Origin of the sequence: Desulfovibrio desulfuricans (assembly GCF_024460775.1) — a bacterium.
Taxonomy (GTDB): domain Bacteria; phylum Desulfobacterota; class Desulfovibrionia; order Desulfovibrionales; family Desulfovibrionaceae; genus Desulfovibrio; species Desulfovibrio desulfuricans_E.
On record NZ_JANFYZ010000001.1, the window covers coordinates 224,615 to 244,719 of the forward strand.

Annotated in this window: 13 protein-coding genes and 1 tRNA gene; 2 read left to right on the forward strand and 12 right to left on the reverse strand. The window is 59.5% G+C overall.

What is annotated here, in order from left to right:
- Positions 1–41: 41 nt before the first annotated feature.
- Positions 42–260, forward strand: coding sequence for a helix-turn-helix domain-containing protein (locus NE637_RS00890; protein WP_227118403.1), 219 nt, complete (start codon positions 42–44; stop codon positions 258–260).
- 49 nt (positions 261–309) lie between these two features.
- Entirely contained in the window at positions 310–1,353 is a 1,044-nt protein-coding gene (locus NE637_RS00895; protein WP_227118323.1) for a S1 family peptidase, read from the forward strand.
- A 103-nt stretch (positions 1,354–1,456) separates the two neighbouring features.
- On the opposite strand, the gene NE637_RS00900 is transcribed toward NE637_RS00895, so the two are convergent.
- From NE637_RS00900 to NE637_RS00955, 12 genes are all read right to left on the reverse strand, one after another.
- Positions 1,457–1,533 (reverse strand) — tRNA-Pro (locus NE637_RS00900).
- A 54-nt stretch (positions 1,534–1,587) separates the two neighbouring features.
- Positions 1,588–3,615 (reverse strand): alpha-amylase family glycosyl hydrolase, encoded by a 2,028-nt coding sequence (locus NE637_RS00905; RefSeq protein ID WP_227118324.1) that lies wholly within the window; start codon positions 3,613–3,615, stop codon positions 1,588–1,590.
- Between the two features lie 116 nt (positions 3,616–3,731).
- Positions 3,732–4,637 (reverse strand): NAD(P)-dependent oxidoreductase, encoded by a 906-nt coding sequence (locus NE637_RS00910; protein ID WP_192111745.1) that lies wholly within the window; start codon positions 4,635–4,637, stop codon positions 3,732–3,734.
- 17 nt (positions 4,638–4,654) lie between these two features.
- On the reverse strand, positions 4,655–6,370 hold the full coding sequence (locus NE637_RS00915; protein WP_256267556.1) for an SUMF1/EgtB/PvdO family nonheme iron enzyme: 1,716 nt from the start codon (positions 6,368–6,370) through the stop codon (positions 4,655–4,657).
- Positions 6,360–7,619, reverse strand: coding sequence for an ABC transporter permease (locus NE637_RS00920; protein ID WP_227118326.1), 1,260 nt, complete (start codon positions 7,617–7,619; stop codon positions 6,360–6,362). Before NE637_RS00920 ends, NE637_RS00915 begins: the two co-directional genes overlap by 11 nt.
- Before the next feature lie 2 nt (positions 7,620–7,621).
- A complete protein-coding gene (locus tag NE637_RS00925) occupies positions 7,622–8,437 on the reverse strand; it encodes an ABC transporter ATP-binding protein (RefSeq protein WP_225529801.1) in 816 nt (271 codons plus the stop codon).
- Between the two features lie 211 nt (positions 8,438–8,648).
- Entirely contained in the window at positions 8,649–10,628 is a 1,980-nt protein-coding gene (locus NE637_RS00930; RefSeq protein WP_227118327.1) for a vWA domain-containing protein, read from the reverse strand.
- Positions 10,629–10,682: 54 nt separating this feature from the next.
- Positions 10,683–11,780: an SEL1-like repeat protein gene (locus tag NE637_RS00935; RefSeq protein WP_227118328.1), complete on the reverse strand. Its 1,098-nt coding sequence runs from the start codon at positions 11,778–11,780 to the stop codon at positions 10,683–10,685.
- Between the two features lie 3 nt (positions 11,781–11,783).
- The gene (locus tag NE637_RS00940) at positions 11,784–14,393 is read right to left on the reverse strand and encodes a virulence factor SrfC family protein (RefSeq protein WP_227118329.1); all 2,610 of its coding nucleotides are present in this window, start codon (positions 14,391–14,393) and stop codon (positions 11,784–11,786) included.
- 27 nt (positions 14,394–14,420) lie between these two features.
- The gene (locus tag NE637_RS00945; protein ID WP_227123229.1) at positions 14,421–17,570 is read right to left on the reverse strand and encodes a virulence factor SrfB; all 3,150 of its coding nucleotides are present in this window, start codon (positions 17,568–17,570) and stop codon (positions 14,421–14,423) included.
- A 2-nt stretch (positions 17,571–17,572) separates the two neighbouring features.
- On the reverse strand, positions 17,573–18,928 hold the full coding sequence (locus tag NE637_RS00950; protein WP_227118331.1) for an SrfA family protein: 1,356 nt from the start codon (positions 18,926–18,928) through the stop codon (positions 17,573–17,575).
- Positions 18,925–20,061 carry a S1C family serine protease gene (locus tag NE637_RS00955; protein ID WP_227118332.1) on the reverse strand — a complete coding sequence of 379 codons (1,137 nt, stop codon included), beginning with the start codon at positions 20,059–20,061 and terminating at the stop codon, positions 18,925–18,927. Before NE637_RS00955 ends, NE637_RS00950 begins: the two co-directional genes overlap by 4 nt.
- Positions 20,062–20,105: the final 44 nt, after the last annotated feature.

A 20,105-nucleotide genomic window follows, 5' to 3' on the forward strand; every position in this document is an offset into this window, starting at 1 on the left:
TGCTTAATAGCAGTTATGGAAGGGATAACACGAAAAAGATTATGGGACTGATCGTCCAATCTCTGCGGGAAGGATTGGGCATGAGCCGTTACGCCCTGGCGAAAGAGGCAGGGGTAGACAGTTCATGGCTGCGGCGTTTTGAGCAGGGAAAATCCGGTATTCGGGTAGAAACACTGATTACCCTGGCACGAGGGTTAAAAATTCCTGCGGCAGCTATTGTCACGGCGATGGAGAAGGCGTTGGAAAGCACTGAAAGATAATTAGCAGTACCCTCGTGCAAGATCAATTTAATGTAACTTTGGAGGGGTTATGGAAAGTAGCGATATACGTCCTTTGTTTAACATTTCAGAAGATTCCAATTCACAAATGTTTAATATTCTTTTACGTATTAAAGATATAGCTATAAATATTGTAAAAGAACAAATTGGAGATATGTACGTTTATTTTCCGTTTGAACGCCAGCCATTAGGTGAAATATATATCGATGAAAGACATATTGTTGCGCGTATAAATTGGGAAGTTCCAGGAAGAATACTTTCTGCTAGTAGCTTTTCTGATACAGATATAAGATATATAAAAGAAATTAAAGATATTTTTTATAACAGTGAGTACCTTTCTTTAAAAGAAAATTTTGGAACAGGCTGGTTTGATAGAGAAAAATATACTTATATTGCTACTCATCATAATGGTGAAATTTCATCATTACGCTTCTATCAGTTAATTACTGATTGGTTGAATGATATACTTATTGACATAAGTAAAGAAAATAGAACGCGTATACTACGTGCAATACCTGAACAGCCAATGTACGATATAGAGCCTTTTTTTAAAATGTTATGGGTTCTTGAAAGTGATGCAAATATTTCTCAAGGGACGGGATTTTCCATCAGTGAAAACAGAATCGTGACATGTAGTCATTGTGTATTCGAAGATACTGTTTTGTTTAGGTATGACAACTACAATACCAAGTATGGCATCAAAAATATTAAAAAAAATGACGCTTTAGATCTTGCAATTATTGATATTGATATTCCGCTGGATAACTTTGTGGAGATTGGGCAACCTGATCAAGCTAACCATATGGATCATGTGCTAATACTTGGACACCCAAACTATCGTATTGGAGACACTGTTAATATACAGCCAGGTCTGATTTCCGGTTTCAGAATGTCGCACGGTGTTCGGAGGTTGCTGACGAATGCCCACATAGTTGCTGGATGTAGTGGAGGCCCCGCCTTAGACGCTCACGGGAAAGTTTTGGGGGTGGCTGTGACTGGTGCAGATTGGGAAGGGAACGCCGACAGGACGGAAGATCATGGGATCATCCCAATAAATGCTATTGAACTTTTATAATATGGTCACGGGGCACAACACAAAGACTGGCGGAATAGTGCTGGAAAATCAATCATAAACGAGAAAAGGGAATTCATGTTTCCATGAATTCCCTTTAAATCTCTGGTCGGGATGAAAGGATTTGAACCTTCGACCCCTTGAACCCCATTCAAGTGCGCTCCCAGGCTGCGCTACATCCCGACGCGAAAAGAGTAACTACGCGGAACAGCCCGGTCTGTCAACATTTTTGCAACATTATTTTGCATTTTTTAAGACTAATCCCACAAGCGGCGGAAGATACAGGGTGATATCCCCCTCATACCGACCCGGCAGGGGAGCAGTAAAATGCTCTGCTGGCGGGCTTTTTACCGCCAGATTTCCATGCCCGGCAAAGCGGATTTCGTCAGACGAAAGCAGCTCCGCATACTTGCCGGGGCTTACGGCAAAGCGCAGGCTCTTTTGCGCCTCAAGCTCGTGAAAGTTGAAGGCAAAGAGCAGTTGCCCGCGCTCAAAGGCCAGCAGCCGCTTTTCTTCATGTATAAAGCGGAACATGGGCGGCTGGGCAAAATCCTCAAGGTGGCTTTGCACAAGCGCGAGCATCTGCCTATCCCATGAGGCCAGAGCGTGATATTTCAGCCCCGGGTCGTCAGCCAGCCGCCATTGGCGGTGCGCGTGTTTTTCCGCATCCAGCCATTCGGGATGCCCGAATTCGCAACCCATAAAGTTCAGGTAGCCCGCATCCGCCGTTGCCAGCGTTATAAGCCGCATGAGCCGATAGAAGGCCAGCCCGCGCGATATGTTCCAGCTTTCGGCCTTGTTGCCCATATGCCCGTACATGGCATCGCCCAGCAACCGCCAGATCATGGCATCGCTGCCGTTGATGTGCTGGTCGTGGCATTCCACATAGCTGATGGTGCGGTCGTAGGGCCGATGGTTGGTCATTTCATACCACAGGCTACCCATGTCGCGCGGCTCTTCAATGCATTTGGCCCAGTAATCGGGAATACCCATGGCAAAGCGGTAATCAAAGCCAAGGCCGCCTTGCTCCGGCGGACAGGTCAGCCCCGGCATGCCGGAAAATTCTTCGGCAATGGTCATGGCTGATGGGGCAAGCTCATGCATGAGGGCATTGGCAAGATTGAGATACAGCTCCCCGTTCACATCGGCGCGGGGTAGGCCGTTTTTGCCGTAAAAGCAGCGCCCCACGTGCGAAAAGTCGTCATCCTCGCCAAAATCCGCATAGAGCATGTTGCCCACGGCATCAAAGCGAAAGCCGTCCACGCGGAATTCTTCCAGCCAGTAGCGGCAGTTGGAGAGCAGAAAACGCCGCGTTGCCTCCTGACTGAAATCAAAGGATGGCGTTCCCCACTGGTTTTGCTGCCCGGTAAAAAAGTACCTGCTGCCATCATACTGCGCCAGCCCTTGCTCTGTGTTGGCGCTGGCGTGGCCGTGGGGCACATCAAGTATCACCGCAAGCCCCAGGCCGTGCGCGGTGTCCACAAGCTCCTTAAAGCCGTCCGGGGTGCCGTAGCGCGAGGACGGCGCAAAATAGCTGCTCACCTGATAGCCAAAGGATTTGTACAGCGGATGCTCCAGTATGCCCATGAGTTGCACCGCCGTATAGCCGCAAGCCTTGATGCGGGGCAGGATGTCGCGGCAAAAATCCTCATAGCTGCCCACGCTGTCGCCCTTGTGCGCCTGCGCGGATTGCGCCATGCCCACATGGGCCTCGTAAATACGGGGAAAAGCCTGCCGGGCAGGGCGGCGATGTTTGAAGCGGTAAGGTTCATCCGGCAGCCACAGGCGGGCGCACCATTGCTCCGGCACTGCCGCGTTCTGTTCCACCCAGTTGGCAAAGGCTGGCACGCGTTTGAGGGCCTTGCCGGGGTGCTGCGCGTCCTGCGCTTGCGCGGGAACCAGCCGCAATTCCACATAAGTGCCGTGTTGCAAGGCATCACCGGGCAGTTCCAGCTCAAAAATGCCGTCTGCACGGCGCTCAAAGCGGAATTTGGCGTGGCGCTGAAAGTTCAGTTTGTCGGTGGTGAGCCACAGGCTTTCGGCATTGGGCATGTATTCGCGCCAGCGCCATATGCTGCCTGCGGGTGTTGTGAGGCGGTGAGCGCCAAAGGTGAGGTGCTCACCAGCGTAGGCGCGCAACGAGCCGTGATGGATGCGTATACGCTCAATTTCTGCCATATAGGCATGGGTGCGTCGTTGAATGAAGGGGCGGTACTGCTCCAGGGCTGGGTCATCCAACGGACTGCCGGGAGAAGCGGAAGGCATGGCGGATCTCCTGATTATGGTTGCCCGAAAGCGGCGGGCGCAGGCTCGTCATGCATTGCCCGTCCGACCCGGAAGCCGGACGGGCACAAGGGCCATTGCTGGCCCGGAAGCGTCAGTTATTTGCAGCAGGCGCGCCAATCCTTGGCCGAAAGTTCGGCAAGGCATTCCACAAGAGCCTGAGTGCCCTTGCTGCCCTGGCCCTTGGCCTGCATGATGCGGTAAAGCTGGTCGGCCAGGGTGATGCCGGGCAGCACAAGCTTCATGCGGCGGCATTCGTCAAGGCAGAGGCCCAGATCCTTGATGAAGTGGTCGATGAAGAAGCCGGGGGCAAAGTCGCCCTTGAGCATGCGGCGACCAAGGGTATTCATGGCAAAGCTGCCGCCGGAACCGGCAACCACGAGCTCCATCCACTTGGCAACGTCAAGGCCTGCTTCCTGCGCAAAGAGGAAGGATTCGCAGGTGCTGATCATCACGCCAGCAATGGCGGCCTGATTGGCAAGTTTGCCCTTCTGGCCAAAGCCAGCGCCGCCGCAGTGCAGAATGTTGGTGCCCATCTTGTTGAAGCAGGGCAGTACGCGCTCGTAAGCCGCGTTGTCGCCGCCCACAAAGATGGAGAGCTTGGCATCGCGCGCGCCCACGTCGCCGCCGGTAACCGGGGCGTCCAGCGATTCGCAGCCCTGCTTTTTGGCGGCAGCGGCAATGCGCTCGGCCAGCACGGGGCTGGAGGTGCTCATGTCGCACACAATGCCGCCAGCGGCCAGGCCGCGCAGCACGCCGTTTTCGCCCAGCGTCACTTCTTCCACATCGTGGGGATAGCCCACAATGGTAAAGACCACGTCAGAGGCTTCGGCCACGGCGCGGGGGGTATCGGCCCACTTGGCGCCCTTGGCGAGCAGGGGTTCGGTCTTGGCCTTGGTGCGGTTATATACGGTCAGCGGCCAGCCGGCTGCCTGAAGGTGCCCAGCCATCGAAAGGCCCATAACACCCGTGCCAATCCAGCCAATACGCATTTTGTCAGCCATTGATTCTCTCCTTTTGTCTACTGAAAACGGCGTTCAAGGATTGCTTTCTGCATGGCCTCGCGCGAAACGGTTTTGTTTTTGCGCACCGCGTCCACGTGGAGCCGATACAGTTCAAGGTTTCGATGCATGTTCTCGTTGAAGGGGTCATTGCCGCTGAAATCCTTTGCAAGGGATGCATCTGCGGCGGCAAGAACTTCTGGAGCAAGCAACGCGCTTTCTTCTACCTTGCTGCGGTAAAAGGTGAGGGACTTTTCAATGCTCGTATCAAGCATCACAAGGCCCCTGTTGGCAGTATCCAATATCTGCTTGAGCTTTTCAAGGGCCGCACCCTTGGCGGAAGCCTTTTCACGCTCCATACTTTCGATTTGCGTTTTCAAACTGTTACGTCTGCTGGAGTAATTTCTTATGGTTTCGATCATATATACGCCGGTACGCAGCAGCGATTGCGCTTCAAGCTGCTTCTGGCGTTCCAGCATGAGATTGTTTTCCTTGATTGTATTTCGCAGATCCTGAAGATTCTTGCGGGAGGCCTCATCCGGCGCGGCTGCCAGCAGGCGGTCGAGTTCATCAAGAGGATTACGGGCGGTCTGACCGTCCTGCGCCAGCGGGGCCAGTTTTTCGCCAGCCTTGTTCCATTCTGCGGTCAGTTCCTGCGGACGCCCGCCCCCGGGGGTGTTGATACCCGATATTACGGGGCGAAGGCCCAGATCGCGGGCGTGTGCGGGGCCGTCTGTGAGAAAGAAGGGCATTTCTTCCCTGCGGCCCGGCAGAATCTCCGCATCGCCGGAGAGGAAGGAGCCGCCCTTGCGCACAAAGCCGCCAGCAGAGCCGTGCAAACGGCCAGCCATTGAAAAGCGAAAGGCATCCAGCACCATTTCCGCCGCATTGCCAGCGGTGTCGTAAATGCCAAGCGGGTTGGGCTTGCGCGAGCCAATGTTTGCCATGCCCTCTGCCCGTGCACCCTGTTCCGGCCTGTAAACGGCGTAGTCAGCCTTGTTCTCCCCTGTGGGCAGGGCAAAAAAATCCTCCTGCAACAGCAGCTGGCTGCCAGCAGTCTGCCCGCCGCGCGCGGCGTATTCCCATTCCGTTTCTGTGGGCAGGCGCACAAAGCCCACGTTGCGCTGGTCGCCTGCAAAGCGCGGCAGCGAATCTGGCGCGTTCTGCAAAAGCCATGTGGTGTAACGGCGGGTAAAGTCCACGGCATCGTACCAGCTCATGTCCGTAGCGGGACGGGCCGCGTCTGCGCCAGGATTTGCCGTATCCGGGCAGGCATTGTCCATCACGGCATGCCATTGCAGGTTGCTGACTTCGTACTTTGCCACAAGGTAAAAGTAGTTCTGCCCCTGCGGAGCCTGTTTGCGCCACGCGGCGGGCAGGTCTTCAAGCGTAAAAGCGCCGGAAAGCGCGGTGTTGTAGCGCCGGTCGTAAAAGGCCCTGTCCTGATGGGCGCTGTCGTCCACACCGGGGCGCATGGGCATATCCCACAGCAGGCCCTTGGCAGGCACTGCCACCAGCTTGAAAACCATGCTCAGGCCGCATGGCATGGGCAGGATGATGTCGTTATCCGCCGGTTTGGGATTATAGGCGTCAGCCGTGCTCACATCGGCCTTGCGGGCCAGAGCAGCCAAAGCGGATTGCGAGGCGCAGGGGGCAAGGAGCAGAGCGCAGCACAGGGCGGCGGCAAAAAACCACTGCATAGGCGCGAGATTGCGGATGCGCAGATCAGATTTCACGGATAACCTCCGAGGGTTCAACGCGGGCAGCCCGCAAGGCAGGGGCAAGGGCGGCCAGCAGGGCAAGCCCGGAAACTGCGGCAAAGGCCAGCACAAAATGCTCCGGCAGCAGAAGGCATACCTGCTCCATGCCGGTAACGCTGGCGCTGAAAAGTTTGTTGATGGCAAAGGCCGCCACCCCGTACACGCCGGAAGCCAGCGCCGTGCCCGCAAGGGCTGTGAGCAACGATTGCACCAGCGGAAACAGCATCAGCTTGCCAGTGGTGAAGCCGTGAAGCCGCAGCAGGCCGAGGACGCGTTCCTTGCGTTTGATGCCAGCCAGAACGCTGCTGGCGGTGGATGCCAGAAAGCCAATGGCCGTTGCCGCACAAATGAGGGCAAATATCAGGTTGAGGGCGCGGGCAAGGGCTGTGACCTGCTCGATTTCTTCCGCATGGGTGTACACATCAAGCTTTTGGGCGGCAAAGGCCTCCCGCAGTGGCATCACATGGTCAAGGCCGCGGGCGTACAGGCGGAATCCGGGGTAGAGGCGCTCGCCCTGAGGGCGGGGTTCGCCTGTCCAGCCGTTCTGCGCTCCCAGTTCGGGCACGGCGCGGCCATCGCGGTAGTCTTCCGTGGCTTCCATGAGGGCCAGCGGCACGTAGGCCACATCCTTCTGTTGGGCCGCCAGAGGCAGCACTGCCGCCACACGCAGGGCCACGCGGGCAGTCTGCACCTTGCCCTGAAAGCGCCGTTCAACCTTTCCATTAAGGGTGTCGCCCTGTTTGAGGTGCAGCTTTTCCGCCGCTGAGGAAGACAGGGTTACGCCAATGGCTTCTGTGTCTGGCGATTGCGGCATGTTTGGCACCGCAGCGCCAAAGCGCTGCAACAGGGGATCGCCCTCGGCTGTTGGCTCCAGCGAGGCCACAAGCACAGAACGCGCATCGCCATTGCCCGCGCTCAGGTCCATGGTGGCGGCAATGGAGCGCGTGCGCGGCAGCACAAAGGCCACATCCGGGTGGGCTGCCAGTTTGGCAAGATATTCTGGCGTGTATCTGCCGCTTATGACGGGGGAAATTTCAAGATTGCGGGGATCGTTGCGCAGGCGCTCGGTGAGGGTTTGCACCACGCCGAATTTTACGCCGTAGAGCACCAGCAGGGGAGTAAGCACCGCTGCCAGCCCGAGCACGGCGCAGGCCGAGAGCAAAAATTCGTGCCAGTAGTCCTTGCAGGCCAGCCGCAGCATGGTTGTCCAGGTATTCGCCGTCATAATCAGGCCGCCCTCCCTGTCCAGTGGAGGATAGACGCGCTACCGCCCTTGTCCTGTTCCACACGTACCGGCGCGAGCACAAAGCCAGCCTGACGCGCCTGCTCAAGGTTGTGCGTGACCATGACCACAGTGATGCTCAACTGGCGCGCCAACTCCGCAAAAAGCCGCAGCACGTTGGCCGCATGGCCGGGATCAAGCGCGGCTGTGGGTTCGTCCGCCAGCACGACAGATGGCCCGTGCGCCAGCGCCGAGGCTATGGCGACCCGCTGGCGTTCACCTACGGAGAGCGTTGCCGGGTAATGCCCCAGTAAATGCCCAATGCCAAGCCGATCAACAATGGTTGTGATGGCCTCCTGCCGCTTGGCAAGGGTGCCAAGGCTCTTGCAGCGAAGCACAATATTTTCGCGCGCGCTCAGGAAGGGCAGCAGACCGCCTGTTTGCAGCACATAGCCAAGGTGGTGCAGGCGCAGCAGGGCCAGGGCGTCGGTGCCGCCGCTACGCCACGCGGCCAGAATATCCGTGGAGGCCCCGGCCTGCGGGCTGAACGCAAAACTGGCGGCGGCACTGGCGGGATGGGGTAGGTCGCCTTGCCCTGATCCGGTGGGTTTGTGCGGCAGGGCAAAGCCCTCAGGCGTCATATCCGGGCTGAGGGCGCAGGCCAGCATATCCAGCGCGGTGCTTTTGCCGCAACCGCTGGGGCCAACCAGAGCCAGCAGACTGCCGCGAGGCACGTCAAGCTGCTCTATGCGCAGGCGAAAGCCCTCGTCACCGGGTCGGGTTTTGCCAATATTACGCAGGCTGAAAACCATGTCGGACATTAAAACTCCCAGCATTACGCGGGCCGCAGGCTCGTGCTGTTGACCGTTTCCTGCCCCGCTGCCGCGCCCGTTTGGGCCAAGATCTTGAAAAATCCTGTTCCCTGCCAGGGAAGGGGCCTATTTATGAAGGAAGCGCACGCTTCTTGGTACTCGACCTGAATAAAAAGGCTAGCTGGCGCAGGCAGGGAACAAAAAAACATAGTGAACAGCCCTAGGGCAGCATGCTCAGCGGCACACGGTAAACCCAGTCGCCGGGGTTAGGCTGACCGAAGCTTTCCCAGTTGGCGCGGTCGCGGTCATATTCCTCATAGCGGGCAAGCCGGGATTTGAGGCGGTTGATAAAGGCCGTCTGCTCGCCCACGCTCATGCGGTACCAGTCTTCCTCGCGCAGCAGCATGACGTCGCTCTTGTAGGGCAGGCCGTCCAGAAATTCTGAAAGCACGCCAAGCTCGGCCAGATTCTTGCCCTGCGTGGGCATGTTGGGGTCGCGGGCCATGCGAGTGGAGGCAGAAAGCACACCCTGGAAAAAGTCGCGCGCGTCAGTCTTTTTTGTGCGCTCGGCATTGTCGATAATGGCCTTGAGCTGGGCGCTCAGGTCGTTGAGCTGGTTCTTGGTCAGCAGCACGGCCACGTCAACGCAGGGTGTCTGCCTGCTTTTGGCAAGCTGGTTCAGATCCATGTCTGCAATCCAGGAATTTACCACGGACGGCGCGGCATTTTCACGCGCCTTGCCAAGGTATTCAAGCTGCATGGCATAGCCGAGGGTCGCTGCCAGATTGGCGGCCTGATCTTCCGCAGAGGCAGTCTGCGGCTTCTCGTCCTTGGGTTTGGTCATGATCTTGCCTTCGGCGGTGTTCTTGACCATATCGAGCATGCCGGTGGCGAGGGTCTTGGTGATGGCGGCAAACTGCTCCGCGCCCTTGGCGGGCGTGGGTGCAGACACAACCAGATAGTTGGAGCGGTTGCCCGAAAGCTTGCTCAGCGCACGGTAGCTCTGCTCCGCATAGGCGTGGTTGGCGTTGCCGCCGGGGCTTTTGAGGTGCAGGGCGGTAATCCAGATGCCCTTTTGCCGGGCAAAGTCGTTGACTTCGCTCGGGCCCATGGCCACTGAGGCGAACTTGTCGCCGCTCTTGAGCGGGCCTGCATCGGTGATCAGCAGGATAAGGCGCGAGGAATAGTCGCCCCAGTTCAGGCCTTCAACGGCCTTGTACACGCCAGCCAGCGAATCCTCGTTGAAATCGTGGCTGGAAACCTTGGCTTCCTGCACTTTTGAGAGCTTGTCTTCAAGGCTTTTGCGGTCTTTTGCCGTGGCAAAATCGCTCACAACCTCGGTGGTGTATTCCAGACCGGGCGTTGCCTTGGTGCTGCTGCGAAAGGCCACAACGGCAAAGCCCACGTTGTCTGTCATGTGGTCTTTTTCAATCTTGTCGTATATCTGCCGAACCACGTTCAGGCTCTGGTCGATATAGGGCTTCATGGAAATGGTGGTGTCGATGACAAGGGCAATGCCGGTCTTGGGCGGGCCGTTCTTGCCGTCCTTGTTCTTGCCGTTGCCGGGGTCTATGGAGGCCACCCGCAGAAACTTGACGCCGTCAAAGGGGTCTTTCATGTCCAGTATGGGCATGAGGTAAAAGCGCTTTTCTGACACTGCGCCCTGCGCGTCCGACGGCTCACTGGCAAGGATGGGCATGGTTTCCGGCGCGGGCTGGTTGCTCTGCCGCAGGCTTGCTGCCTGCGCTTCAAGGGCATCGAGCCTTTTTTCCATGTCTGGCGCGGCGCACAGTTCGTTCAGCCCGGTTTCCGTCTTGAAAAACAGCACAGGATCACGCCCGGTGCGGGGCGTGAACAGCAGGGTGAGCGACTGGTTCCAGTCCGTAGCCTTGGCGGCTTCCATCCAGCCCTCGGGCTGCGCGGTGGAAGCGCCAACCTGAATGTACGCATCCTTGCGGTCATAGACGTACATAACCGTAAAGGGCACCACGCTTTTGCGCACCACTGCGCCATCGGCCTTTGGCTCGGCCAGCAGGGCCGCTCCGGGATGGCTGACCACCCGCTGGAACAGCGTTTTTTTGCCCTGCTGCAACAGGGGCGCGGCAAAAGCGGTGGAAACAGTGCCAGCAAGGCAGACGCCAAGGCCCAGCACCAGCAGGGCTACAAGGCAGCAACGGCGAAACAGGGGCATGCAGTGCATAGTGAACTCCTCGCGGAATACAGCAATTCCAGGTCAAACTGCTCGGGGCCGCGTTTATTGCCAGTTTTGCAGCAGGGAGCGCGCCTCGGCATCACCCTTGGCCTCAAGAGCGCGGGCGTGTTCTTTCAGCGTATCCAGTGCCGCCTTGGCCTGAGGCTGGCCCTTTTGCAGGGCCTGATCGTACCAGCGCTTGGCCTGCGTGAGGTCGGCGGGGATGCTGCCGCGCGGCAGGGTGCTGGCGGGGTCGTAAAACTGACCCACAAGGAACATGGCTTCGGCATCGCCTTTCTGCGCGGCGTCTTCCAGCAGCAAAAATGCGGCGTCGCTTTCTTCCGGCTTGGCGTCGGCCTTGCGCAAAGGCTTTGCCATGGCAAGGCTCACGTCGGGCAGTGCCTGCCCGCGCAACTGTTCGCGCGCCGAGGCCAGGGGAGAAAGCGGCTGCTTGGCGGCATCCGCCCCTTGCTGCCCGGCGTCTCCGGGCTTGGGCTGGGCCTGATCAGCGCTTTGGGGCTTGTCCGCATTCTGCGTCTGCTCAGGGGGCGTGGGCAGGGGGGCTTTTTCCGGCTCGCGCAGCAGGAACCACCACGCGGCAACGCCTGCAGCAATGGCTGCAAGCACGAGCAGGAGCACAAGCCCGGCCTTGCCGCCGGATTTGCCTTCTTCCTTGCTTGCCATTTCAAGCGGAGCTTCCTGCTGCTGGGGCGCTTGCGGCTCCTCAAAAGCCAGAGGCGGCTCCGGCGATTCCAGCACTGGTTCCGGCTCCGGTTCGGGAGCGGGCGGCGCGACAGGCGGGGGAGTTTGCGGAGCGCCAGCGCCCATGCCATGCCCGCCCGCAATGTTGGAATATACGAGCGATTTTACGGCAAGAGCGCAACTGCCCACGCCGCGCAGGCTGATACGGTAGGCATCGAGGTTGTCCACCTCGTCCACCACCGCAGGGCCAACGGCCAGCCGCAGGCTGCCGCCGTCATTGTCCCAGGCATCGGGGGTGAGCAGGGTTTCGCTTTCCTGCCAGCCACGGGGGCCAAGGCATTTGCCGTCAGATGCCCGCAGCAGGGTAAAGCCGGGCTCGCTCACATCACCTGCGTCAAAAATCTCGATGATGCCGTTGCCGGGGCCGCGCCCGGTATCGGCTGAAATGCTGGCGCGCATGATTTATCCTTTGAAGGCCTGCAAAAGTTCGCGCAGGCGGTTGTTCTGTTCAGGGTTGACGCTCTGCTGGCCGTCAAAATCCACATTGGCCATAACGCTATAGGCCATGGCGCGCAGCCAGTCAGTATACCACAGGCGGTCATAGGGCGATTCTTCCTCGCCGATGCGGGGTTCTCCCTTGATTTCCTGCGGTGGGTTAAACAGGGGCACGCTTTTGCCGCCAAAAACAACGGTGCGCCGCGTCTGATCCTTGAAGCGTGGGTCAAAGCCCCACCAGTCCACAAAGGCGTTGATGGCGTCCGCAGCAAGGCTCACCTGCTTCCACACGAGGCGCTCGCGGGCCATATTGCTGAATGCCGAAGAACGGCGCAGCTCAGCCTCCAGATTTTCGCGCAGCTTGCAGCGCGCTGCGGCCTGCACAAGCTCATGGCAGAACTGGTCAAGTTCCTTGGCTGGCAGGCCAAGCTGGCCTCTCACTTCCACATCGTTGCAGAGGTCACGCAGCCGCCCTGTCCAGTGGTCCATGACCATTCCGGCAAAGACCTGGGCGCTGTCCTTTGCTTCCGCATCGGCGGCGTCTGCCGCTGGCGCGGACACGGGAGCGTCGTCGCCAAAGATGTCGCCCAAAATGTCGTTGGCGGAAACACGCGCACCCACAACCTGAGCTGGCGCGGCGGCCTGGCCTTCATCCGGGCTTTGGCGGGCGTTGAGGCAGATTTCGTAGAGGTCAAAGTCGCGTACCTGAAGGCGGCGCAAAAACTCGCCAAAGAGCTGCCTTTCCGCAACCTTGGCCATCTGCGAGACCAGCAGGCGCGAGAGCTGCTCCTTTTGTCTGCGCAGTTCTTCCCTGTCGTCCGTGCGGTAGAAGGGCGCAAGCCCGGTGCGCAGGCGTTCGCATTTTTCGGCAAGGCTGCCGCTGATCTGCTGCCGCTTGAGTTCGGGGTTGCACAGGGGCCGCAGGCTCTGGCGCAGCAGGCCCACGCCGCCGTCGTTGAGCGTCATGGCTGCCTGCCAGGCCCGTTCCGGGTCAGCCACATGCTTCTGCACCAGTGGCGATTGCATGAAGGACTGGCGCACTTCTTCCACAAAGGCCTGCTGTTCCTGCCGGATGCCGGTTTCGCGCCTGTCGGCGTAATCGAAAATGGCTTCGCACAAAAAGTTGGGATTGCGCAGCAAAAAGACATTGTTGAAGGGGTGCGTGCCGTCCCAGTTTTGCGGCCAGTCGTGTACCTGACCAAAAAAGTTCACCAGCGAAGATTCCAGCCGGGTTGTCCAGCGGGTTTCCACAGAGGGCGATCCGGCCTTTTTTTCAAACTCCATGTCCATCTTGGTGAGCACAAAAAAGAGCGCTGGCGCTTTGCTGGCGCGCATTTCAGGCGTTTCGCCGTGGGTGGAGCATATCCATTCATACACGGCCTGCGGCAGATCCTGCACTTCCTGGGTGCTGGGTCCGATGCAGAGCAGCATGCTGGTGAGCTCTTTTTCCTCGCGGTAGCGCTCAAAAAGATAGGCCACCTTGCCGCGCAAAAAGAGTTCCTTGAGCATGTCCTTGCGACTGTCCAGCGCGGTGCGCAGATCGCTGAATTTGTAGCGCGCGCGGTAGCCGGGAAAGTCCAGCAGGTCGGTGTGGTCAAAGAAATCATCGGGCTTTTCACGCATGTAAATGGTGATTTCTGCCGTGAGGGCCGTCACCAGCGCGCGCGGCAGGTCAGCCTTGCGGCCCTCCGCGCCCACAAGGGTCAGCATGTCTGTGGGCGGCTCGTTAAGGCCCTGCAACCGCGCCACGTCAATAATGCTGTTGCTGCGGGGGATGAGCGCGTCAATGGCGCAGCATGCTTCGGCAGCGTTGCCAAGCTGACGCAGGGCCGCGCCAAGCTGAATATACACTGCCTGAAATTCCGGCACGCTGTCCCAGATCAGGCCCACAAGGCGGGCACGGTCTTCCAGCTCCAGACGGGGGGCCAGTTCCATGGCCCGCACCCAGTAGCCGTTCTGGAGCATCTGCACTCTGGGGCGCGAAATGAAGTTTTTGTTCACATAATCGCGCAGCTCTTCCACATCGTCCACGCTCATGCCGCCGGGTACGGGCGCAGACTGGGCGCGGCCCTGGAGGCTCTCCAGCTCCTTGGCGAGGGCCTCGGCATTGGGGGCGTCCTTGTGGTCGCAGTCCGCATAGTACGTATTGGCGAGCACGCGGGCCACGTCAGTTTCTGAAAGCAGACGCAGGCGGATGGGGTAGGCCTCGGTAACACCCTCGGGCGGCGTAGTGGTAAAGCGCGTAACCAGCCCCGTGGATTCCTTGCCGCCCTCGGGGTTGATATCCTTGATGAAATTGAAGGTCTGACCGCAAAAATCGGCCAGAAGCACCTTGTCCGCATCGCTGGCAAGAGCCGAAATAAGGTAGGACTTGCCCGACTGGCTGGGGCCAAACACACCCACGCACATCTTGCGGCGGGCCGCCTGCTCGCACTTGCCGAAAAAGCGGGCCGCATGGCGCAGATCCTTTTGCAGGGCTGCGCGCTCGTTGCCCACAAGCTCGGCATTGTCCTGAAGCCATGCCCCTGCGGAACGCGAAGTTTCCGCCAGTTCGCGGCAGTGCCGCGCTAAATCCATATCCTGCTGCTGCATAACCATCCTCAATTATCCGGCGTCGGTGACAATGCCCGTATCCAGCCAGTAGCCTTCGTCCAGTTTCAGGGTTTGCAGGCGGATTTCAAGATCGCGGCGGTCAACGCTGCGCTCCTGGCAATCCACGATGGAATCAATGCGGAACTCGCCCTCGCTGCGGCGATCCTTGTCCGTCTCGCTGCGGATATCTTCTTCATCCAGAGCATCGGCAACGCTCAGGCTGACCTCAACCCGGTAGGGCAGACGGCCCGAAGCGCGGGAGCGGGCTTCCTCCGTGGCAAAGGTCAGCAGATGGTAGCGGGTGGTGGGCCAGCGCTCGGCATCCAGTTGTCTGTAGCCTATGGAAAGCGGCCCGCTGAAGGCCACGGCGCGGGTTTTGTCCGTACCGTCCTTGCTGTCCACATCCACGGTAAACCAGACCTTGGGACGCTTGAGCTGGCTGTTTATGTCCATCTCGCCAATATAGCGCGCGGTGGACGTAAGCTTGAGCGCGCCGGAATCAAAGGAAAAGCCTTCCAGATGCCCATCGGCCAGCGCACAGAGGATGGCCCCCACCACAACCGTGGTTTTGGGGTCGGTAATGCGGCCCTGCGCATCGGCAAAGGGATACCACGAGCCAGCATGATAGCGCCGCATGGGAATGATCCTGTCTGGCGGTACGGGCAGTTTGGCAAGCACTGTGGCGATAACGCCGTTCCACGAACTGGGCCGCCCGGTGAGCAGCAGCACATCGCAATCGTACATGTGCACCACTTCGCACAGGGCGGAAAGCGTTGAGCCAAGCGTGCTGCGGATGGTTTCTTCCACAGCGGCCTGATTGACGCTGATGGGCACATCAAGAATGTTAAAGTTCTGGATGAAGGATGCGGAGCGCCGCACCATTGCCTTAACATCCCGCAGTGTTGCAGGCTGAGGCCGTGGCGCGAGTGCTGCCGGGCTGAAGCGGGGCGAATCCGCTGCGGGCTTTGCCGCAGATGGTGCGGCGTCCGCCGCCGTGTCTGCCGCAGCATCAGCCGTTTCGCCACTGCCCACCGGGTCAGGCTCAAAAAAGTCGCCCAGTGTACAGTTAAAGACGCTGCCGCGCAGGTCGGGATTTTCGCAGGTTGCCAGCAGCCCCAGGGCAACGGGCACGGCAATCTGCCGCACCAGCCGCACCCTTGTATTGCGGTCTTCCTGCGACATACCGATGGAGTCGCGCCCAAAAAGCTGCCCCAGAAGCGACCTCGGTTCTGCAAGGCCTTCGCGCGCCAGCGCCTGACCAATGGCCGGGATCACATGGTTGGCCACAACCTCGCGAAGCACTTCATCGCCCGCAATGTTGAAGCCGTCCCTGAATTCCGTATGCGGCTTGATGCGCGCGGTGTCGCCCTCGCCGCTGGCAAGTTCGAAGGTGGTGATGGAAAGGTCGGTTGTGCCGCCGCCAATATCAATGGAAGCCATGCGGATGCACGGATGGTTGGCGCAGGCCTCGCGCGGCTTGCCCATGAGGCGGAACAGATGGTGCGCATCTCCGTGCTGCTTGACCGCAAGCTCGTTGTAGAGCAGCACAAGCTGCGAGCAACTGGCTTCGTCCCAGTCGCAGCGCACCTGCGGGCTTTGGCGGTAATCGCCCGTGAGGCTGCGGGTCTGTAGCCGGGGGGCGTACCACTGGCTCCAGCCAAGGGCGTCCCACACCACGCGCACGGCCCACGTGACCCAGCGGCGGAAAATACGTTTTTCCGCAACGGGCATGGCCGTAGGCACCGTAAAAATGAGCCTTCTGAGTCTGCGTGGCAGGTTGGGCAGTTCACGGCGGGCGCGCGTGGCAGGCGAATTGATGGTTACAAGGGCCTGAGTCAGGATTTCGCCCAGCATGAAGAGCATGAGCGACGAACGCGTAAACAGCGATTCAAAAATCGGCTCCGGCTGCTGCTTTTGCAGGGCGGGACTCTTTTTGAACATGGGGTCGTCAAAGCACGAAAGCGGCGTGCCCTGCGGGTTCAACTGGCGTGGAAACAACCCACGGCTGACCATGGGTTCTGACTTGCCGCCAGTGTTGTAGCGCCAGCTCTGCTGCCAGGGGCGTTCGTCCCACAGGTAGCGCTTGGGGCTGGACATGCCTGTCGTGCCCTCTGCGCACACGGCCTGCGTGGCAAGGCGGGCGGCTTCCGGCCCGATGCGCACGGCAGAAGGCCAGGCAAAGGCCGGAGTCTGGCGGCCCGAACGGCGCGAAAGCGCATCGTTGCCAAAGGCCGCATCCACAAATTCCACACGCGTTTCAAAGGGGTCGGAATAGATGTGTTCCGGCTGGCTCAGATCGCGCAGTTCAAGCAGGTAACTGTCGTTGAGATTGGTGATGCGCTGGGGCAGGGTTTCCACCAGAATGCCCGTGGTGCGCGAATTGCCGATATCCAGCACAAGATCCACATCCACAGGAGTGTCGCGGTCGGGATTGATGACCTGAGCCGCCAGATCGTTGAGCGCAAGGCGCACCACGTCAAGCCATGTGAGGTAGGAGGCCAGATGCTCCAGCACGTAGGGGTAGCCATCGTGCCATGCACCGCGCCCTCTGTGCTGCGACTGCTTCCACGCATCATAGAGGCCGTTGAGCCATTCATCCACCCAGGCCGCGTTGAGAAACCACGAATTGTCGCGCACAAGGTGGGCCAGCATGAAATGCCCGTGGGCCGTCACATCCTGAGGCGAAAGGGCATGGTACTGTTCGCCCTGAGCGGGGCGGTTTTCCACATTGGTGTCAAACATGAGCACCACGCGGAGCTGGCCGGGGTGCCTTTCTGACCGCATAACCCGCGCCCGCGCCCAGTTGGAAGGGCCGCATTCAAAGCGCTTGCCGCCGTCCGGCCAGGGCTGGTCGAGCGTGCGCAAAAAGGGAATGGGCAGCCAGTGCCCTTCCCAGGCATCCAGCGCGCGGCGGGCCTCAATGCTGTAGTCCTCATCGCAGGGCAGGCCGCTCAACTGGTCGATAAAGCCGTTTTCCGTTTCTGTCAGGCAGCGCAGATAGTGGGTGTAGCGCGTCTGCTCGTCGGATTCTTTCTTTTTTTCTTCGCGAAAATACCGCCGCAGTCTTTTGACGGCATCTTCGGGTATGGAGAAATCAAGAAACTGCGGGCAGCCGCCGGGAATAATGCTGACCGGCGAAAGGTAACGGGGTATGACATCCATCATTATTTCCTTTTAAAACGGGCATCCCACTTGAGATTGGCCCCGCCAAGCTCTCTGCCCTTGCACTGGGTGGTGTTTTCCTGTCCGGTACATTCAACCTTTTGCGGAACATAGGTGCCGCCACGCGGGCAACGGGCCTGACTGGAATCAAACTGCAACTGGTTGCCCTGAAAGCGCGCCGAAGCCGAACCACTGCACACCTGGCCATTACGCTCGCGCACAAGGCGGCGTCCCTTGCCGCTCTTGTCAAAGCAGTATTCTGCAATGATCGGCTCGTTGGAGGGGTGCGAATACAGGCCGGTTTCGCTTGTCCAGCAGCCTTCAAGGAAGCTCAGATCGTTCTTTTTGGCCGCATCTTCAGGAATGGCAAGGTTGTCATTCTTCTTGGGCGCGGGCTTGGGCGGCTCCTGCGGTTTGGGTTCTTCCTTGGGCAGGGGCTTGGGTTCCTGTTTGGGTTCAGGCTTCGGCTTGGGCTTGGGAGCTTCCGCCACCTTGGGCGGCTCCACGGGCGTTTCGCCAAGGAAGGGTTCCACCACTTCCGGATCGGGCTTGGGTTCTTCCTTCTTTTCCTCAACCTTGGGGGGCGTTACCGGCGGCGCAACAGGCTTGCACAGGGCCGCGCGCTCCTGCAACTGACGCCACAGGAGGGCAAGCTGATCTTCGTTGGCGGCGGCCTTCTGCTTTTCGGCCTCCAGAGCGCTGCGGTCAACGGGCATGCAGCCCGAAGGCAGAGGAGAAGGCAAAAGCCCCAGCGCCGCGCCCAAAAGCCAGAGCAGGAGCAGCAAGAGCAGGAGCGGCAGCAGCCATGGCAGGCACCCGCTGCGCGGCGGCACAGCCACAGGTACAGCAGCTACAGGCGCAGGCGGCTGGGGAGGCGGCAGCACGCCGCCAAGACGGGTGAGATCCTGCGGTTGCGCGCCAACGCTACCGGGGGCAAAACCCCAGTTGATAAGAACAGGGCGGCCATCCACAGACCATATGTCTTCGTCTGCCGGGTGTTGCAGGGCAAGCCGCAGCAACTGGCCCGAAAGGGCCTGCCGCGCCTGCGCGTCTGCAGTGAGGTCGCTGGACAATCCGGCAATATCAGAGGCCAACGTGCCCGCACGGGCGCGCAGGGCCTGCGCATCCTGCTCCGAAAGTTCCGCAAGAGGAACCGCCGGGCCGTTGCCTTCGGCATACCAGTCAACGCTGTTGCCCTCGGCATTGTGCTGCGGCTCGGCGAGCAGGGCGGCATGCTCCGGCCCGAGCTTTTGCAGCAGGATGGATTTCAACTGTTCATAGCAGTCGGTGGCAAATATGCCCTGGCTGGCAAGCGCGCGCATCTGACCGCGCAGACTGACCGCAATGCGGGTACTCATGGCTTGCCTCCGGCGGATTCACTGCTCTGGGCCATGGTGACGGGAACGCCCGCCGAGCGTAAAAACGCTGCCAGGCTTGTGCTGACAATGGCGAGGCTGGATTGTCTGTAGGAGGCATCGTCCAATTTGATAAAGGTGTTGATGCCCACCACATCGCCCTTGTCGTTGACCAGCGGCCCGCCGCTGTTGCCCTGCGAAACTGTGGCCGTGTGCACAATAAGCGGCGGCTTGCGCTCAAGGATAACGCTCACAACGCCCTCAGTGTACACCACTTCGGGTGCTGCGGCTTCATCGCCCTTGAGCAGGGCCGCAAATTTGGGATCGTCAGTAGTGACGGCGCCGGGGAAGCCCCAGGCGCTCACGCGCTCGGTACGGCTTACGCCCGATGCGAACTTGAGCGGCATAACACCCGATGCGCCGTTAACGCCAAGCACGGCAAAATCCTGCCCGTTGTCGTGGGTTACCTGACGCACGGTTGCCTCAAAAGGTCTGCCCAGGGCTTTGTTCACAACGACCGCCTGCGTAGCGTTACCAACCACATGGGCATTCGTAACCACGTAGCCCGGGGCCACAAAAAAGCCGGACCCCATGGAAAGGCCTTCTTCCCGCATGGCAAGCACAAGCACTGTGCCCTGTTCCATCAGCTCGGAAACATTTTTGGGCGTCTGCTGCTGCATGGGAGTGGGCGGCACCTGCGTTTTGGCGTCTGCCGTGGGCGGCAGGGTGGCTGCATCCGCGCGGGCAGAATTGGGACTCGCAGCGCCAGAGCCTGAACCCAAAGGAGGCCACATGACACCCGCAGGCGGGGTGATGAGTCCAAGCCCCTGCTTTACTTCGCAAGGCTCCTTGGCAAGCAGGGCGCGCAATTGCTGCATGAATGTTTCAAGCGCCGCGTTGTGCTCGCGCCACTGCTCTGTCTGCGCGGCAACAGCAGCCTTGGAAGCCTCGGCCTGCTGCCATTCTTTCCAGAACAGCCATGCGGCCAGCAGCAAAAGCCCCAGAAACAGCAACACGCCCCAGAAAAGAGGGCGGCGATACCAGGGCAGGACAACCGTTCCAGCAGGCGCGGCACCTTCGGCAGGAGCGGCGCTTGGCGGTGTTTCAGGCGGTACAGGGTGTTGGCTTTCGTTCATCTATGGCTCCGCGCGGTATTTGCGGCGCAGTAAAAAAGCCGCGC

Bases quoted from the DNA above. Each gene is read 5' to 3' on its own strand.
- NE637_RS00890 (WP_227118403.1), top strand. From the start codon at position 42: ATGGGACTGATCGTCCAATCTCTGCGGGAAGGATTGGGCATGAGCCGT.
- NE637_RS00895 (WP_227118323.1), top strand. From the start codon at position 310: ATGGAAAGTAGCGATATACGTCCTTTGTTTAACATTTCAGAAGATTCC.
- NE637_RS00905 (WP_227118324.1), bottom strand. From the start codon at position 3,615: ATGCCTTCCGCTTCTCCCGGCAGTCCGTTGGATGACCCAGCCCTGGAG.
- NE637_RS00910 (WP_192111745.1), bottom strand. From the start codon at position 4,637: ATGGCTGACAAAATGCGTATTGGCTGGATTGGCACGGGTGTTATGGGC.
- NE637_RS00920 (WP_227118326.1), bottom strand. From the start codon at position 7,619: ATGACGGCGAATACCTGGACAACCATGCTGCGGCTGGCCTGCAAGGAC.
- NE637_RS00925 (WP_225529801.1), bottom strand. From the start codon at position 8,437: ATGTCCGACATGGTTTTCAGCCTGCGTAATATTGGCAAAACCCGACCC.
- NE637_RS00930 (WP_227118327.1), bottom strand. From the start codon at position 10,628: ATGCACTGCATGCCCCTGTTTCGCCGTTGCTGCCTTGTAGCCCTGCTG.
- NE637_RS00935 (WP_227118328.1), bottom strand. From the start codon at position 11,780: ATGCGCGCCAGCATTTCAGCCGATACCGGGCGCGGCCCCGGCAACGGC.
- NE637_RS00940 (WP_227118329.1), bottom strand. From the start codon at position 14,393: ATGGATTTAGCGCGGCACTGCCGCGAACTGGCGGAAACTTCGCGTTCC.
- NE637_RS00945 (WP_227123229.1), bottom strand. From the start codon at position 17,570: ATGGATGTCATACCCCGTTACCTTTCGCCGGTCAGCATTATTCCCGGC.
- NE637_RS00950 (WP_227118331.1), bottom strand. From the start codon at position 18,928: ATGAGTACCCGCATTGCGGTCAGTCTGCGCGGTCAGATGCGCGCGCTT.
- NE637_RS00955 (WP_227118332.1), bottom strand. From the start codon at position 20,061: ATGAACGAAAGCCAACACCCTGTACCGCCTGAAACACCGCCAAGCGCC.